This window comes from Escherichia albertii, from assembly GCF_028622335.1.
Classification (GTDB): domain Bacteria; phylum Pseudomonadota; class Gammaproteobacteria; order Enterobacterales; family Enterobacteriaceae; genus Escherichia; species Escherichia albertii.
This window is the reverse complement of the sequence record NZ_CP117568.1, coordinates 1,646,823-1,663,467: the sequence shown is the minus strand read 5'-3', so window position 1 is coordinate 1,663,467 and position 16,645 is coordinate 1,646,823. Positions and strand designations below refer to the sequence as shown.

The window sequence follows — 16,645 nt, the reverse complement described above, 5'->3', positions numbered from 1 at the left end:
CCTTAGGAGTTGGCATGGCGAATATGTTTGCCCTGATTCTGGTGATTGCCACATTGGTGACGGGCATTTTATGGTGCGTGGATAAATTCTTTTTCGCACCTAAGCGACGGGAACGTCAGGCAGCGGCGCAGGCGGCTGCCGGGGACTCACTGGATAAAGCAACGCTGAAAAAAGTTGCGCCGAAGCCGGGCTGGCTGGAAACTGGCGCTTCTGTATTTCCGGTGCTGGCTGTTGTGTTAATTGTGCGTTCATTTATTTATGAACCATTCCAGATCCCGTCAGGTTCGATGATGCCGACTTTGTTAATCGGTGACTTCATTCTGGTGGAGAAATTTGCTTATGGCATTAAAGATCCGATCTATCAAAAAACGTTGATCGAAACCGGTCATCCGAAACGTGGTGATATCGTGGTCTTTAAATACCCGGAAGATCCGAAGCTTGATTACATCAAGCGTGCGGTGGGCTTGCCTGGCGATAAAGTCACTTACGATCCGGTCACGAAGGAACTAACGATTCAACCGGGATGCAGTTCCGGTCAGGCGTGTGAAAAGGCGCTGCCGATTACTTACTCCAACGTTGAACCGAGTGATTTCGTACAGACTTTCTCACGTCGCAACGGCGGAGAAGCGACCAGCGGATTCTTTGAAGTGCCGAAAGGTGAAACCAAAGAAAATGGTATTCGTCTTTCCGAACGTAAAGAGACGCTGGGTGATGTGACACATCGCATTCTGACTGTGCCAATCGCGCAGGATCAGGTTGGGATGTATTACCGGCAGCCAGGACAACAAGTGGCAACCTGGATTGTGCCGCCGGGTCAATATTTCATGATGGGTGATAACCGCGATAACAGCGCGGACAGCCGTTATTGGGGCTTTGTGCCGGAAGCTAACCTGGTTGGTCGGGCAACGGCTATCTGGATGAGTTTCGATAAGCAAGAAGGCGAATGGCCGACAGGCGTACGCTTAAATCGCATTGGTGGTATCCACTAATTGCTGCTCACCGTTTACGTTGCCGTCATTTTGGCGGCAACGTAAATTATTTATGCGATAAATCTCCCCTGGCTAACGACATCCCTTGTCGTTGTGTATAGAATATTCCCCCGAAGTTTAAGGTTGGCGCCTCCTGGTTGCCACGGCACACGAAACAGCGTTGGTTTCCATATACTGGCATAATGAATCCGCAGCAAAGCGGGGGAGCAGAGCCCATGTATATCAGGTCTGTTTCGTGTGCTGAATTGTTGACGCATTTATTTATTGGTATCGCATGAACCCCATCGTAATTAATCGGCTTCAACGGAAGCTGGGCTACACTTTTAATCATCAGGAATTGTTGCAGCAGGCATTAACGCATCGTAGTGCCAGCAGCAAACACAACGAGCGTTTAGAATTTTTAGGCGACTCTATTTTGAGCTACGTTATCGCCAATGCGCTGTATCACCGCTTCCCGCGTGTGGATGAGGGTGATATGAGCCGGATGCGCGCTACTTTAGTCCGTGGTAATACGCTGGCTGAACTGGCGCGCGAATTTGAGCTAGGCGAGTGCTTACGTTTGGGACCAGGTGAACTTAAAAGCGGTGGATTTCGTCGTGAGTCAATTCTCGCCGACACCGTTGAAGCATTGATTGGCGGCGTATTCCTCGACAGCGATATTCAGACCGTCGAGAAATTAATCCTTAACTGGTATCAAACGCGTCTGGATGAAATTAGTCCAGGCGATAAACAAAAAGATCCGAAAACGCGTCTGCAGGAATATTTGCAGGGCCGCCATCTGCCGCTGCCGACTTATCTGGTGGTCCAGGTCCGTGGCGAAGCGCATGATCAGGAATTTACTATCCACTGCCAGGTCAGCGGCCTGAGTGAACCGGTGGTAGGCACAGGTTCAAGCCGTCGTAAGGCTGAGCAGGCTGCCGCCGAACAGGCGTTGAAAAAACTGGAGCTGGAATGAGCATCGATAAAAGTTACTGCGGATTTATTGCCATCGTCGGACGTCCGAACGTTGGCAAATCCACTCTGCTAAACAAACTGTTGGGACAGAAGATCTCCATCACTTCCCGTAAAGCGCAGACAACCCGTCACCGCATTGTGGGGATTCATACTGAAGGCGTGTATCAGGCTATCTACGTCGATACCCCTGGTCTGCATATGGAAGAAAAACGCGCCATTAACCGCCTGATGAACAGAGCGGCAAGCAGTTCCATTGGCGACGTTGAGCTGGTGATTTTTGTGGTCGAAGGCACCCGCTGGACGCCAGATGACGAAATGGTGCTCAACAAACTGCGTGATGGCAAAGCGCCGGTGATCCTCGCGGTGAATAAAGTGGACAACGTGCAGGAAAAAGCCGATCTGCTGCCGCACTTACAGTTTCTTGCCAGCCAGATGAATTTCCTCGATATCGTGCCAATCTCCGCCGAAACCGGACTTAACGTTGACACTATCGCGGCAATCGTGCGCAAACACCTGCCTGAAGCGACGCATCACTTCCCGGAAGATTACATCACCGATCGCTCGCAGCGTTTCATGGCCTCCGAGATTATCCGTGAAAAACTGATGCGTTTCCTCGGCGCTGAACTGCCGTACTCCGTGACCGTGGAGATCGAACGTTTCGTCTCTAACGAACGCGGTGGTTATGACATCAACGGTTTGATCCTCGTTGAGCGTGAAGGGCAGAAGAAGATGGTCATCGGCAACAAAGGGGCCAAGATTAAAACCATCGGTATTGAAGCGCGTAAAGACATGCAGGAAATGTTTGAAGCGCCTGTCCACCTGGAGCTGTGGGTGAAAGTGAAATCCGGTTGGGCCGACGACGAACGCGCACTGCGCAGTCTCGGTTATGTTGACGATCTTTAATTAGCATACTCTATGACTTTCGAGGTGCAGGAAGGCGGCAAGACCATGAATCCCAGGGAGCTTACTAAAGTAAGTGACCAGGGTGAACGGGTGCAGTCAAGGCACCTGCAACTTGAAAGGCGACGAGTATGATGGAAGGCTGGCAGCGCGCATTTGTCCTGCATAGCCGCCCGTGGAGCGAAACCAGCCTGATGCTGGACGTCTTCACGGAGGAATCGGGTCGCGTGCGTCTGGTTGCCAAAGGCGCACGCTCTAAACGTTCTACTCTGAAAGGCGCATTACAGCCTTTCACGCCTCTCTTGCTACGTTTCGGCGGACGTGGTGAAATCAAAACGCTGCGCAGTGCTGAGGCAGTGTCGCTGGCGCTGCCATTAAGCGGTATTACGCTTTACAGCGGTCTTTACATTAACGAACTTCTCTCCCGCGTGCTGGAATACGAAACACGCTTCTCGGAACTCTTTTTCGATTATCTGCACTGTATTCAGTCTCTGGCTGGCGCCACTGGTACGCCAGAACCGGCATTACGTCGCTTTGAGCTGGCGCTGTTGGGGCATCTGGGATATGGCGTTAATTTTACGCACTGTGCTGGTAGCGGCGAACCGGTGGATGACACCATGACATACCGTTATCGAGAAGAAAAAGGGTTTATCGCAAGCGTCGTTATTGACAACAAAACCTTCACCGGAAGGCAGTTGAAAGCGTTACACGCGCGGGAATTTCCTGACGCAGACACACTGCGGGCTGCGAAACGCTTTACCCGAATGGCGCTAAAGCCTTATCTTGGCGGTAAACCTTTAAAGAGCAGGGAACTGTTCCGGCAGTTTATGCCTAAGCGAACGGTGAAAACACATAATGACTAATGAGGATTGTCATGGCTGAATTACTGTTGGGCGTCAATATTGACCATATTGCAACGCTGCGTAACGCACGCGGTACTGCTTACCCGGATCCGGTGCAGGCGGCGTTTATTGCCGAGCAGGCTGGCGCAGATGGCATTACCGTGCATTTGCGTGAAGATCGCCGCCACATTACTGACCGCGACGTGCGCATCCTGCGTCAGACGCTGGATACCCGCATGAATCTGGAGATGGCTGTCACTGAAGAGATGCTGGCGATCGCAGTTGAGACGAAGCCGCATTTTTGCTGTCTGGTACCGGAAAAGCGCCAGGAAGTGACAACCGAAGGCGGCCTGGACGTCGCAGGGCAGCGTGACAAAATGCGTGATGCCTGCAAACGTCTGGCGGATGCCGGGATTCAGGTTTCTCTGTTTATCGACGCCGATGAAGAGCAGATCAAAGCTGCGGCAGAGGTTGGCGCACCGTTTATCGAGATCCACACCGGTTGCTATGCTGATGCCAAAACTGACTCCGAACAGGTGCAAGAGCTGGCGCGTATCGCCAAAGCAGCGAGCTTTGCCGCAAGTCTCGGTCTGAAAGTTAACGCTGGTCACGGTCTGACCTATCACAACGTGAAAGCCATTGCCGCCATTCCTGAGATGCACGAACTGAATATCGGTCATGCCATTATTGGTCGTGCAGTGATGACCGGACTGAAAGATGCCGTGGCTGAAATGAAGCGCCTGATGCTGGAAGCCAGAGGCTGATGGCAATATTAGGTTTAGGCACGGATATCGTGGAGATCGCTCGTATAGAAGCGGTGATCGCCCGATCCGGTGAGCGCCTGGCACGTCGCGTATTAAGCGATAACGAATGGGAAATCTGGAAAACGCACCACCAGCCGGTGCGTTTTCTGGCAAAGCGTTTTGCTGTGAAAGAAGCAGCGGCAAAAGCGTTTGGCACAGGCATTCGCAATGGTCTGGCATTTAATCAGTTTGAGGTGTTCAATGATGAACTCGGCAAGCCACAATTGCGGCTGTGGGGCGAGGCACTAAAACTGGCGGAAAAACTGGGTGTTGTAAATATGCATGTAACGCTGGCAGATGAACGCCACTATGCTTGTGCCACGGTAATTATTGAAAGTTAAAATAATACCGTTCTCTTTAAAAAGTAAAACCCCCGAACTGGTAAGGAACGGGGGTTTTACTTTACAACTTTAATTTTGTGCGGCACGCACCCTCAACAAGAGCGATTATGGATCAGGGCAGTTATCTTTTACAAGCAACTTGCAATCTTTATCATAAAAACTCGAGCCTTTACGAAGAAAGCAATATTGATGGAAAGATTAACGTGACCGCCAATTCGTAAGTACATTAAAATTGGCTTCGTTATTGGCGATTTTGCTGTGCTTTACACCATGCCACAGAATTCCCCCATTGAAACGAGTGGTGTCGTCAAAGCTCTGGTGTGGAGTGCAGCACGCATCCTCAATAACTCGCACGTTCAGTTTTGGGGAGATGTAAGAGCTAATCTGAACGGCTGCATTCCTTGTTTAAGGAAAAACGAATGACTGATTGCCGATACCTGATTAAACGGGTCATCAAAATCATCATTGCTGTTTTACAGCTGATCCTTCTGTTCTTATAACACAAGGAAACGTACTTAAGGCGCGTCAGGTTAACTAGCCAGGCGCGCCTTTAATAATTATAAATAAATGTCTGCGCAGATATTATATAAATTCATTTTGTGAATAATTATGTTAACGACATCAATTAAATAAATATAATAGCGTCAATGTTTCTCTATAAAATAATTAACACTCTACTTCCAGAGTGGGATATTAAATTTTATCCGCATGATGCATCAGCACAAACTTATCCCACAACTGTTCTTCCGTCTCAACATGTAGCGGATCTTTTACAATGGTATTGGGGATTGGACACACTTTTTGGCAGGTCGGCGTTTCGTAGTGACCTACGCATTCGGTACACTTATCGCTGTTAATCTCGTAGATATGTTCGCCCATTGAAATCGCTTCATTGGGGCATTCGGGTTCACACATATCACAATTGATGCATTTTTTAGTGATTAACAGCGCCATAAGGAAACTCTCAAAACAACACAAACCGGGCGGGCATTATACGCGCATTCTTTACTCAAACCAGTTTTTTCACCAATGCTTCACTATGACGAATACGTTCTGGTGCCAGTTCCAGATCTTGCTGGATCAACGCAATAAACAGGAGATCGGTTAACAATCCCTGTGCGTGGCAAGCGGAGATCGACGCGCTATTTGTCGCTTGCTCTTCGGCGATGGTATACAGGCAATGAGAAGCTCGCTGTTGTAGGGCATTGGGGGTGAAACCGGTGATTGCCAGCACTTTGCCGCCCACGCGTAACATTTCATCTGCCGCCAGGTTTAACTCGCGCCGCACGCCAGTGTAGGAAATGGCTAATAACAGATCGTCTGGTGACGAAGCTTGTACTGTGGCGAGCAACGCATGCATATCGCGCTCTGCTGCAGCATTAAAACCAATCTTCATCAGTTTCCAGGCAAAATTTTGTGCTACCAGACCAGAGGCGCCAATACCCGTCAGAACAATCCGCCGCGCAGAGCGCAACATCGCCACACAGTCGTGCAGCTTCTCTTCACTATTAACGTTCAGCGTTGCATACATGGCGGCAGTATTTTCTTTGATCAGTTTTTCGCCGACCAGTCGCAGAGGATCATCACCGCGAATTTGGTTATGAATGGGGACAGAGGATGATTCCGGCTGGCTTGCCAGTGCTTCGCTCAATGCCAGTTTTAAAGCTGGAAAACCTTTATAGCCGAGTTTTTGCGCGAACTTTACTACGCTGGACTGGCTGACTCCGGCCTCGTTGGCCAGTTGCTGGGAGCTAAGATGGCGGGCGGTATCAGGCTGTAGCAGGAGATAATCCGCCAGCTTCTTATCACTCTGGGCAAGCCCCTGATAACGCTGACGGATACGAAGTAAGCCGTTCATATCTTTCCTCGCAATGAAATAATGGCGACAACAGGCAATATGAGACACAAGCAAACGAATATTATATTCCATTGTCGGTAAGAACTATGAATTAAAAATTCCATTCAGTCATTATGCTGTGGATTGTTGCCGGAAAAGTGATGATCTATCTGTTAGGCTATTTAGTAGCAAAGATTAATCAGGATATTTCAGTCCATAGGAGTAGGGTTTGGCAACTCACGAGCGTCGTGTGGTGTTTTTTGACTTAGATGGAACGCTGCATCAACAAGATATGTTCGGCAGTTTTCTGCGCTATTTATTGCGTCGTCAACCGCTGAATGTGTTGCTTGTCCTGCCGTTGTTGCCGATCATTGTCATTGCGCTATTGATAAAAGGTCGTGCGGCCCGCTGGCCGATGAGCCTGCTTTTGTGGGGATGCACTTTTGGTCACAGCGAAGCGCGTTTACAGGTGCTGCAGGCCGATTTTGTACACTGGTTTCGCGACAATGTTACTGCCTTCCCGTTGGTGCAGGAGCGTCTGACCACCTACCTGTTAAGTTCCGATGCAGATATCTGGTTGATTACCGGTTCCCCACAGCCGCTGGTTGAAGCGGTTTATTTCGATACGCCGTGGCTGCCGCGGGTTAATCTTATCGCCAGCCAGATCCAGCGTGGCTATGGCGGCTGGGTATTGACGATGCGTTGCCTGGGGCATGAGAAAGTCGCACAACTGGAACGTAAAATCGGTACGCCGTTACGGCTATATAGTGGCTACAGCGACAGTAATCAGGACAATCCGCTGCTTTATTTTTGCCAGCATCGCTGGCGCGTAACGTCGCGTGGCGAACTCCAGCAACTGGAATAGTGTTAAGCATAGCGGCTGTGTATAATGCGCCGCGCTTTTATAACCGGAGTTTTCTTTTTGTCTGAAGTCGAATTTAGCCACGAATACTGGATGCGTCATGCACTGACGCTGGCGAAACGTGCCTGGGACGAGCGGGAAGTTCCGGTCGGCGCGGTATTAGTGCATAATAATCGCGTTATCGGAGAAGGCTGGAACCGTCCTATTGGCCGCCATGATCCTACTGCGCATGCAGAAATCATGGCCCTGCGTCAGGGCGGCCTGGTAATGCAAAATTATCGTCTGATTGATGCGACATTGTATGTCACGCTCGAACCGTGCGTGATGTGTGCCGGGGCGATGATTCACAGCCGTATCGGTCGTGTGGTTTTTGGTGCGCGTGACGCGAAAACCGGTGCCGCGGGATCATTAATGGATGTGCTGCATCATCCGGGAATGAACCATCGAGTGGAAATCACGGAAGGTATTCTGGCGGATGAGTGCGCGGCGCTGCTCAGTGATTTCTTTCGCATGCGCCGCCAGGAAATTAAGGCCCGGAAAAAAGCGCAATCATCAACGGATTGAGGCTGATGGCAGATGCAAAATTGCCAGATACTCTACGCCTAATCAGACCAGTGTAATCTCTGCAATGTATTGAATGTAGGCCGGATAAGGCGTTCACGCTGCATCCGGCATGAACAAAGCCCTCTTTGTCAGCAATCTGCGGATTAATTTTGTTTCTCCTCACCTCCTTTCCTGGAAAACAGCAGCGAAGGAGAGTGTGTCAGATAGTTCGATGATGACTGGGAAAGAAACGAGAGAAAGGGGAATTTTTCTTTACCCAATTCAGCTGGCGATACTGCCGGATAATCTTGCGCCAGTTGTATCGCTGCTTCTGTCGCCTGCTTTTCTTTTTCTTGCAGGTAACCCACCAGGCTAATTTGATACTTACGAATGTTTTCTACATAAGCGTAAGCTTCATGACCGCGTGCATAGCCGTACGTTAGCTTGCTGTAATGAGGTTTCTGGCTCAGCAAGGGCAGACGTTGTTTTACGTCGGCCCAACTGTCAGGATTTCCTTTCGTTTTTGCCGTTAGCGCACGGGCATCCAGCATGTGTGCGTAGCCCATATTGTAGGCGGCGAGCGCAAACCAAATGCGTTCGTTTTCCGGTACACTCTCCGGTACTTTGCTCATCATATCCTGTAAATAACGCACGCCGCCGCTGAGGCTTTGCTCGGCATCGGTGCGATCGGTAATCCCCAGACTTTGCGCGGTATTTTTGGTTAACATCATCATGCCGCGCACACCCGTGGGCGAAGTCGCCTGCGCGTCCCAGTGTGATTCCTGATAGGCAATTGCCGCCAGTAAACGCCAGTCAATTTCCCCGGCGTATTTCTCAAATAACGGCTTTAACTGCGGCAGAACGGCATCGACGGCGCGTAAAAATGTACGTGTATCGACGTAATCAAAATCATCGCCATGCCCGAGATATTTCTCTTCAATGCGTGCCAGAGTACCGTCTTCATTCATTTCATTGAAGAAGTCGAGCAGGGCGGCGGAAAGTGTATTATCGCTATCTAGCGGGCTAAACCAGGTCACCGGTTGTTCATCGGTGATATCGAGTGCCACGGCGAGTTCCGGGTGAACGCGCTGAAACAAGCTAATAGCGACAGAATCGGCAATGGTGTAATCCAGCTTGCCTTCGATGACATCTTCCATTAGCTCCGCAGAGCCTTTTTTGTCGTCTACCTTCCAGCCTAATTCCGGGAACTTAGTCTCTTTCAGCGTTTGCAGATCGTTAACAATGACGTGCCCTGGCGCGACAGTCAGTTGTTCCGCCGTCAGGTTGCCCAGCGTACGCGGGCGATACTGACCCACTTTATAAACCAGTTGTTGCGACACGGAATAATAGGTAGGGCCGGGCTGATAATTTTTTACTCGCTCACTGTTATAGACCAGCCCTGCTGCCAGCAAATCGGCGTTACCGTTATCGAGATCGTCAAAAAGCTGGCTGATATTTTGCCGCACGGTCACTTTCAGTTTTACGCCGAGGTAATCGGCAAACTGTTTCGCCAGTTCGTAATCCAGGCCAAAAGGTTTACCGTTGATTTCGTTATAAGTCAGGGGAGTATGGATAGTGCTCACACGCAACTCTCCCCGCGCTTGTATGGCGGCGATACGGTTGTCGGCTTTACCAAACCAGGGAATGGATGGCCAGAGAGCGACCGCGAGGAGCAGTGCCAGAATGCCGATGAACAGATAATTAATCTTTAATTTTTTCAATTAGTTAATTCTCTGTGTCGTGCGCGTCCCAGCTTGAAAAATCGTAGTACTAAAGAAAGGTCTAATCATAAATGAGCGGCATTTTGCGTAAACCTGCGTCAGTTGGCAACTTATTACAGTCATTGGCGGCACGCGTTGCTAATTCACGATGGTGATTTTATTTCCACGCAAACGGTTTCGTCGGCGCATCAGATTCTTTATAATGACGCCCGTTTCCCCCCCTTGGGTACACCGAAAGCTTAGAAGACGAGAGACTTATGATGGAAATTCTGCGTGGTTCGCCTGCACTGTCGGCATTCCGAATCAACAAACTGCTGGCGCGTTTTCAGGCTGCCAGGCTCCCGGTTCACAACATTTACGCCGAGTATGTCCATTTTGCTGACCTCAATGGGCCGTTAAACGAAGAAGCGCACGCGCAACTTGAGCGCCTGTTGAAATATGGTCCGGCACTCGCCAGCCACGTCCCGCAAGGCAAACTCCTGCTGGTGATTCCGCGTCCTGGCACCATCTCTCCCTGGTCTTCGAAAGCGACTGATATCGCCCATAACTGTGGGCTGCAGCAGGTTAATCGCCTTGAGCGCGGTGTTGCTTACTATATAGAAGCCGGTACGCTGACCAATGAGCAATGGCAGCAGGTTACCGCTGAACTGCATGACCGCATGATGGAAACGGTCTTTTTTGCTTTAGATGATGCAGAACAACTGTTTGCTCATCATCAGCCAACTCCGGTCACCAGCGTTGATTTGCTGGGGCAGGGCCGTCAGGCACTGATTGATGCTAACCTGCGTCTCGGTCTGGCACTGGCGGATGATGAAATTGACTATCTGCAAGATGCTTTCACTAAGCTTGGTCGTAACCCGAACGACATCGAGCTTTATATGTTCGCTCAGGCGAACTCCGAGCACTGTCGCCACAAGATTTTTAACGCCGACTGGATTATCGACGGTGAACAGCAGCCGAAATCGCTGTTTAAGATGATCAAAAATACCTTCGAAACCACGCCGGATCACGTTCTCTCTGCTTATAAAGATAACGCCGCCGTGATGGAAGGTTCCGAAGTGGGCCGCTACTTTGCTGACCACGAAACGGGCCGCTACGATTTTCATCAGGAACCGACGCATATTCTGATGAAAGTCGAAACTCACAACCACCCGACGGCAATTTCTCCGTGGCCGGGTGCGGCGACCGGTTCCGGCGGCGAAATTCGCGATGAAGGCGCCACCGGGCGCGGCGCGAAGCCGAAAGCCGGTCTGGTTGGTTTCTCCGTTTCCAACCTGCGTATTCCCGGCTTTGAACAACCGTGGGAAGAGAATTTTGGTAAGCCTGAGCGCATTGTCACCGCGCTGGACATCATGACCGAAGGCCCGCTGGGCGGCGCGGCATTTAACAACGAATTTGGTCGTCCGGCACTGAACGGCTACTTCCGTACTTATGAAGAAAAAGTGAACAGCCACAACGGCGAAGAGCTGCGCGGTTATCACAAACCGATCATGCTGGCGGGCGGGATCGGCAACATTCGTGCCGATCACGTACAAAAAGGCGAGATCAACGTTGGTGCGAAGCTGGTCGTTCTTGGCGGCCCGGCGATGAATATCGGTCTTGGCGGCGGCGCGGCGTCTTCCATGGCGTCTGGTCAGTCTGATGCCGACCTCGACTTTGCTTCCGTACAGCGCGACAACCCGGAGATGGAGCGTCGCTGCCAGGAAGTGATCGACCGTTGCTGGCAGCTTGGCGACGCGAACCCGATTCTGTTTATCCATGACGTCGGCGCGGGCGGACTTTCTAACGCCATGCCTGAACTGGTAAGCGACGGCGGGCGCGGCGGTAAATTTGAACTGCGCGATATCCTGAGTGACGAACCGGGCATGAGCCCGCTGGAAATCTGGTGTAACGAATCCCAGGAACGTTATGTACTGGCGGTTGCTGCCGATCAGTTGCCGCTGTTTGATGAACTGTGTAAGCGTGAACGCGCGCCCTACGCGGTGATTGGTGAGGCCACCGAAGAATTACATCTCTCTTTGCACGATCGTCATTTTGATAATCAGCCGATAGATCTGCCGCTGGATGTGCTGCTCGGCAAAACGCCGAAAATGACCCGCAACGTACAAACGCTGAAAGCGAAGGGCGATGCGTTGAATCGTGCGGATATCACCATTGCTGATGCGGTCAAACGTGTGCTGCATCTTCCGACCGTGGCAGAGAAAACCTTCCTGGTGACTATCGGCGATCGCAGCGTAACCGGCATGGTGGCGCGCGATCAGATGGTGGGGCCGTGGCAGGTGCCGGTCGCTAACTGCGCAGTCACTACCGCCAGCCTCGACAGCTACTACGGTGAAGCGATGGCGATTGGCGAACGTGCGCCGGTTGCGCTGCTGGATTTCGCTGCCTCTGCCCGTCTGGCGGTCGGTGAAGCGTTAACCAACATCGCCACTACGCAGATTGGCGATATCAAACGCATCAAACTTTCCGCTAACTGGATGGCGGCGGCGGGTCATCCTGGTGAAGATGCTGGCCTGTATGAAGCTGTTAAAGCGGTGGGCGAAGAGCTTTGTCCGGCGCTGGGCCTGACGATCCCGGTGGGTAAAGACTCTATGTCGATGAAAACCCGCTGGCGGGAAGGTAATGAAGAGCGCGAAATGACGTCGCCGCTGTCGCTGGTGATTTCTGCATTTGCCCGCGTGGAAGATGTGCGTCACACCATCACGCCGCAGCTTTCTACCGAAGATAACGCACTGCTGCTGATTGATCTGGGCCTTGGCAATAATGCGCTGGGTGCAACGGCGCTGGCGCAGGTTTATCGTCAGCTTGGCGACAAACCGGCAGATGTACGTGATGTTGCCCAACTGAAAGGCTTCTATGACGCGATTCAGGCGCTGGTTGCACAGCGTAAGCTGCTCGCGTATCACGACCGCTCTGACGGCGGCCTGCTGGTGACGCTGGCGGAAATGGCATTTGCTGGTCATTGCGGTATTGAGGCGGATATCGCTACTCTGGGTGACGATCGCCTGGCGGCGTTGTTTAACGAAGAACTGGGTGCGGTGATTCAGGTTCGAGCCGCTGACCGCGAGGCGGTTGAAGCTGTACTGGCACAACATGGGCTTGCTGATTGCGTCCATTATGTTGGCCGGGCGGTTTCCGGCGATCGTTTTGTGATTACCGCCAACGGGCAGACTGTATTCAGCGAAAGCCGCACCACGTTGCGTGTCTGGTGGGCAGAAACGACCTGGCAAATGCAGCGCCTGCGTGACAACCCGGAGTGTGCCGATCAGGAACATCAGGCGAAATCAAACGACGCCGATCCGGGCCTTAATGTGAAACTGTCGTTCGATATCAACGAAGATGTGGCTGCACCGTATATTGCCACTGGCGCGCGTCCGAAAGTTGCTGTGCTGCGTGAGCAGGGCGTGAACTCCCATGTTGAAATGGCGGCAGCTTTCCACCGTGCGGGCTTTGATGCTATCGATGTGCATATGAGCGACCTGCTGGCTGGACGCACGGGCCTGGAGGATTTCCATGCCCTGGTAGCATGCGGCGGTTTCTCCTACGGTGACGTGCTGGGTGCCGGTGAAGGCTGGGCGAAGTCTATCCTGTTCAATGACCGTGTACGCGATGAGTTTGCAACCTTCTTCCATCGCCCGCAAACGCTGGCGCTGGGGGTATGTAACGGTTGCCAGATGATGTCTAACCTGCGCGAACTGATCCCAGGTAGTGAGTTGTGGCCACGTTTTGTGCGTAACACCTCCGATCGCTTTGAAGCGCGTTTCAGTCTGGTTGAAGTGACCCAAAGTCCGTCGCTGCTGTTGCAGGGGATGGTAGGGTCGCAGATGCCGATTGCCGTTTCTCACGGCGAAGGGCGCGTTGAAGTACGTAATGCGGCGCACCTCGCGGCACTGGAAAGCAAAGGGCTGGTAGCATTACGCTATGTCGATAACTTCGGTAAAGTCACCGAAACCTACCCGGCTAACCCGAACGGTTCTCCAAACGGCATTACGGCGGTTACCACCGAAAGCGGTCGTGTCACCATAATGATGCCGCACCCGGAACGTGTTTTCCGTACTGTCAGCAACTCCTGGCACCCGGAAAACTGGGGCGAGGATGGCCCGTGGATGCGTATTTTCCGCAATGCGCGTAAGCAGTTGGGGTAATAACATCACAACAACTAGTCGGTGCTAAAATATGAGCCCTTTGTCTGTGCAAAGGGCTTTTTTATTGATCACCTAATTTTTAACAGATAACCATAGATAATGCCTTTGAAGACATCATGGCTATGGGAAAAACCAAATTTCTTATAGAAATCGATAACAGCATCGTTGCCGTTAGAAATATGAACGAAAACGTTGCTGACTTCTTCGTGGCGATGAAAATAATCCAGCGCAATATCCATAAATTTGCGCCCTAATTCCCGTTTTTGATATTCAGGTTTGACATATAAATTATTTAAATGTCCCACTTTTTGTGGTGTTATCCATGATGGGTATAAACCTTCAATCGATTCGCCGGGCTGATATAGCGCCCTGGCCCATGGCGGGATCTGTTCAAGTGTCGGATTTATATTTTCCTCATGAATAATATCGATATCCACATACAGATAACCGATAGGGCTACCTTCATCTTTAGCAATAACCAGCATTTTCTCCGATGCATTTTCAAAACTGGGTTTTAACCGTGTATCGAAGTTCATACCGGCAAAAATATGTCGTTGCTGTACTGACATCTTGTATTGATGCTGCATAAGCTCATTACAGAGTGCCCGACATTGTTCTATATCGCCTTCCGTTACGATTTCAAAATTCATTACTTTATTTCCCTGATTATGAGTCGCGCCACTATTAGTGAGAGTGGTGCTCTTATAGATATGTTACCGACGCAATACCTTTTTATCTCAGGTATTGCCGGAAAGTGTACTCATCTCATATCGCCGATACAGTGATGACACTCTCAGGAAAGTGTCGGTAATTTGCGACGATCGGGAGAATGAGTGTCTCCAAAAAGAGACGTTTAGTTTATTGATTTTAAATGATTTGCTGTTTTTTGCATTATTGTGTCTCTGATTGGAGACAGTGTGTTTAAAAAACAAGCTTATAGCGCTGGAAGATGAGGTAATGTAAAGTTATTAATATTCAATGGGTTAATTTGTTGTTTGCATTGTGGCATGCTTTCTGCATAATACAACGCAGTGGCTCATTCACCCATTTATGTCAGCCCCTTCGGGACGCGCTACATAAAATTCGAATGACGCACAACAAGGTGCCTGCCGTCCAACTTCTGATATCAGCTTAGCTATATCAACCCTCGGGCGAAACGTCGAGTTAGGCACCGCCTTATTCCATAACAAAGCCGGGTCATTCCCGGCTTTGTTGTATCCGCACTTCCCCTCGGTTAGCATTTGGTTATTCGCTTCTGACGAGAGTAACGCCTTGAAACGCTGGCCCGTTTTTCCCCGTTCATTACGACAATTGGTAATGCTGGCATTTTTGCTGATTCTGCTGCCCCTGTTGGTGCTGGCATGGCAAGCCTGGCAAAGCCTTAATGCGCTTAGCGATCAGGCGGCGCTGGTCAATCGCACGACACTTATCGATGCCCGCCGTAGTGAAGCAATGACCAACGCGGCGCTGGAGATGGAACGTAGCTACCGTCAGTATTGTGTGCTGGACGACCCCACTCTGGCGAAGGTCTATCAAAGCCAGCGCAAGCGCTACAGCGAAATGCTTGATGCCCACGCAGGCGTGCTGCCAGACGATAAACTCTACCAGGCATTACGCCAGGATCTGAATAATCTCGCTCAACTTCAATGCAACAACAGCGGTCCTGATGCCGCTGCCGCCGCGCGTCTGGAAGCTTTTGCCAATAGCAATACTGAAATGGTGCAGGCCACTCGCTCTGTAGTCTTCTCACGCGGGCAGCAGCTCCAGCGGGAAATAGCCGAGCGCGGGCAGTATTTCGGCTGGCAGTCTCTGGTACTGTTTTTGGTGAGTCTGGCGATGGTGCTGCTTTTTACGCGGATGATTATCGGCCCGGTGAAGAATATCGAGCGGATGATCAACCGACTGGGGGAAGGACGTTCACTGGGTAATAGTGCTTCGTTTAGTGGGCCTCGTGAGTTACGTTCGGTCGGGCAGCGAATCATCTGGTTAAGCGAGCGTCTGTCATGGCTGGAGTCCCAACGCCATCAGTTCCTGCGTCATTTATCCCATGAATTAAAAACGCCGCTGGCGAGTATGCGTGAAGGCACCGAATTACTTGCCGATCAGGTTGTCGGGCCGCTTACGCCAGAGCAAAAAGAGGTGGTGAGCATCCTTGATAGCAGCAGCCGTAATTTGCAAAAACTGATCGAGCAACTGCTTGATTATAACCGCAAACAGGCAGACGGAGCGGTGGAACTGGAAGAGGTCGATCTCGCACCGCTGGTGGAGATGGTAGTCTCTGCTCACAGTCTGCCAGCTCGGGCTAAAATGATGCATACCAACGCCGATCTTTCGGTTACTACCTGCCTGGCCGAGCCGATGCTGCTGCTGAGCGTGCTGGATAATCTTTACTCCAATGCGGTGCACTACGGAGCCGAATCCGGTAACATTTGCCTTCGCAGCAGTTTACATGGCGCGCGGGTTTATATTGATGTCATCAATACAGGCACGCTCATTCCGCAAGAGGAACGCGCCATGATCTTCGAACCCTTTTTTCAGGGAAGCCACCAGCGAAAAGGGGCGGTGAAGGGCAGCGGTCTGGGATTAAGCATTGCCAGAGATTGTATTCGCCGTATGCAGGGGGAACTGTATCTGGTCGACGAGAGCGGGCAAGACGTTTGTTTTCGCATTGAATTACCGTCGTCGAAAAACACGAAGAAATAATGCTA

At 51.1% G+C, this 16,645-nt stretch carries 15 protein-coding genes; 11 read left to right on the top strand and 4 right to left on the bottom strand.

The genetic code is table 11. The features are described 5' to 3' along the window. Positions 1–14 precede the first annotated feature (14 nt). The 7 genes from lepB to shoB all read left to right on the top strand — a co-directional run bounded on the left by lepB (position 15) and on the right by shoB (position 5,329). Positions 15–989 (top strand): signal peptidase I, encoded by a 975-nt coding sequence (lepB, locus tag PS053_RS08060; protein ID WP_000002550.1) that lies wholly within the window; start codon positions 15–17, stop codon positions 987–989. A 274-nt stretch (positions 990–1,263) separates the two neighbouring features. Then, positions 1,264–1,944, top strand: coding sequence for a ribonuclease III (gene rnc / locus PS053_RS08055; protein ID WP_001068343.1), 681 nt, complete (start codon positions 1,264–1,266; stop codon positions 1,942–1,944). Further along, the gene (gene era, locus PS053_RS08050) at positions 1,941–2,846 is read left to right on the top strand and encodes a GTPase Era (protein WP_000020751.1); all 906 of its coding nucleotides are present in this window, start codon (positions 1,941–1,943) and stop codon (positions 2,844–2,846) included. Before rnc ends, era begins: the two co-directional genes overlap by 4 nt. Before the next feature lie 131 nt (positions 2,847–2,977). Further along, positions 2,978–3,706 carry a DNA repair protein RecO gene (gene recO / locus PS053_RS08045; RefSeq protein WP_024165400.1) on the top strand — a complete coding sequence of 243 codons (729 nt, stop codon included), beginning with the start codon at positions 2,978–2,980 and terminating at the stop codon, positions 3,704–3,706. An 11-nt stretch (positions 3,707–3,717) separates the two neighbouring features. Further along, positions 3,718–4,449, top strand: coding sequence for a pyridoxine 5'-phosphate synthase (gene pdxJ, locus PS053_RS08040; RefSeq protein WP_059277076.1), 732 nt, complete (start codon positions 3,718–3,720; stop codon positions 4,447–4,449). Continuing rightward, positions 4,449–4,829 (top strand): holo-ACP synthase, encoded by a 381-nt coding sequence (gene acpS / locus PS053_RS08035; protein ID WP_059224992.1) that lies wholly within the window; start codon positions 4,449–4,451, stop codon positions 4,827–4,829. The genes pdxJ and acpS overlap by 1 nt, the downstream gene beginning before the upstream one ends. Positions 4,830–5,248: 419 nt before the next feature. Then, entirely contained in the window at positions 5,249–5,329 is an 81-nt protein-coding gene (gene shoB / locus PS053_RS08030) for a type I toxin-antitoxin system toxin ShoB (RefSeq protein WP_000128776.1), read from the top strand. A 193-nt stretch (positions 5,330–5,522) separates the two neighbouring features. Here shoB and yfhL read toward each other — a convergent pair whose 3' ends face one another. Together yfhL and PS053_RS08020 are read right to left on the bottom strand one after the other, a co-directional pair. Further along, on the bottom strand, positions 5,523–5,783 hold the full coding sequence (gene yfhL / locus PS053_RS08025; protein ID WP_001196296.1) for a 4Fe-4S dicluster ferredoxin YfhL: 261 nt from the start codon (positions 5,781–5,783) through the stop codon (positions 5,523–5,525). 55 nt (positions 5,784–5,838) lie between these two features. After that, entirely contained in the window at positions 5,839–6,687 is an 849-nt protein-coding gene (locus PS053_RS08020) for a MurR/RpiR family transcriptional regulator (RefSeq protein ID WP_137647028.1), read from the bottom strand. A gap of 208 nt (positions 6,688–6,895) precedes the next feature. On the opposite strand from PS053_RS08020, the gene yfhb reads away from it, so the two are divergent. Together yfhb and tadA are read left to right on the top strand one after the other, a co-directional pair. After that, positions 6,896–7,531, top strand: a complete 636-nt coding sequence (yfhb, locus tag PS053_RS08015) for a phosphatidylglycerophosphatase C (RefSeq protein WP_000190666.1) — start codon at positions 6,896–6,898, stop codon at positions 7,529–7,531. Positions 7,532–7,588: 57 nt separating this feature from the next. Next, positions 7,589–8,092 (top strand): tRNA adenosine(34) deaminase TadA, encoded by a 504-nt coding sequence (tadA, locus tag PS053_RS08010; RefSeq protein ID WP_024164741.1) that lies wholly within the window; start codon positions 7,589–7,591, stop codon positions 8,090–8,092. A 143-nt stretch (positions 8,093–8,235) separates the two neighbouring features. Here tadA and mltF read toward each other — a convergent pair whose 3' ends face one another. Next, positions 8,236–9,792: a membrane-bound lytic murein transglycosylase MltF gene (gene mltF / locus PS053_RS08005; RefSeq protein ID WP_025238559.1), complete on the bottom strand. Its 1,557-nt coding sequence runs from the start codon at positions 9,790–9,792 to the stop codon at positions 8,236–8,238. A gap of 257 nt (positions 9,793–10,049) precedes the next feature. Between mltF and purL the strand changes: the two genes are divergently transcribed. Further along, a complete protein-coding gene (purL, locus tag PS053_RS08000; RefSeq protein ID WP_256879210.1) occupies positions 10,050–13,937 on the top strand; it encodes a phosphoribosylformylglycinamidine synthase in 3,888 nt (1,295 codons plus the stop codon). A gap of 68 nt (positions 13,938–14,005) precedes the next feature. On the opposite strand, the gene PS053_RS07995 is transcribed toward purL, so the two are convergent. Next, positions 14,006–14,587: a GNAT family N-acetyltransferase gene (locus tag PS053_RS07995; protein ID WP_025238561.1), complete on the bottom strand. Its 582-nt coding sequence runs from the start codon at positions 14,585–14,587 to the stop codon at positions 14,006–14,008. 622 nt (positions 14,588–15,209) lie between these two features. Between PS053_RS07995 and qseE the strand changes: the two genes are divergently transcribed. Continuing rightward, positions 15,210–16,640: a two component system sensor histidine kinase QseE/GlrK gene (gene qseE, locus PS053_RS07990; protein ID WP_256879211.1), complete on the top strand. Its 1,431-nt coding sequence runs from the start codon at positions 15,210–15,212 to the stop codon at positions 16,638–16,640. Positions 16,641–16,645 lie beyond the last annotated feature (5 nt).

Bases quoted from the DNA above. Each gene is read 5' to 3' on its own strand.
- PS053_RS08020 (WP_137647028.1), bottom strand. From the start codon at position 6,687: ATGAACGGCTTACTTCGTATCCGTCAGCGTTATCAGGGGCTTGCCCAG.
- lepB (WP_000002550.1), top strand. From the start codon at position 15: ATGGCGAATATGTTTGCCCTGATTCTGGTGATTGCCACATTGGTGACG.
- yfhL (WP_001196296.1), bottom strand. From the start codon at position 5,783: ATGGCGCTGTTAATCACTAAAAAATGCATCAATTGTGATATGTGTGAA.
- PS053_RS07995 (WP_025238561.1), bottom strand. From the start codon at position 14,587: ATGAATTTTGAAATCGTAACGGAAGGCGATATAGAACAATGTCGGGCA.
- recO (WP_024165400.1), top strand. From the start codon at position 2,978: ATGGAAGGCTGGCAGCGCGCATTTGTCCTGCATAGCCGCCCGTGGAGC.
- pdxJ (WP_059277076.1), top strand. From the start codon at position 3,718: ATGGCTGAATTACTGTTGGGCGTCAATATTGACCATATTGCAACGCTG.
- shoB (WP_000128776.1), top strand. From the start codon at position 5,249: ATGACTGATTGCCGATACCTGATTAAACGGGTCATCAAAATCATCATT.
- era (WP_000020751.1), top strand. From the start codon at position 1,941: ATGAGCATCGATAAAAGTTACTGCGGATTTATTGCCATCGTCGGACGT.
- acpS (WP_059224992.1), top strand. From the start codon at position 4,449: ATGGCAATATTAGGTTTAGGCACGGATATCGTGGAGATCGCTCGTATA.
- rnc (WP_001068343.1), top strand. From the start codon at position 1,264: ATGAACCCCATCGTAATTAATCGGCTTCAACGGAAGCTGGGCTACACT.
- purL (WP_256879210.1), top strand. From the start codon at position 10,050: ATGATGGAAATTCTGCGTGGTTCGCCTGCACTGTCGGCATTCCGAATC.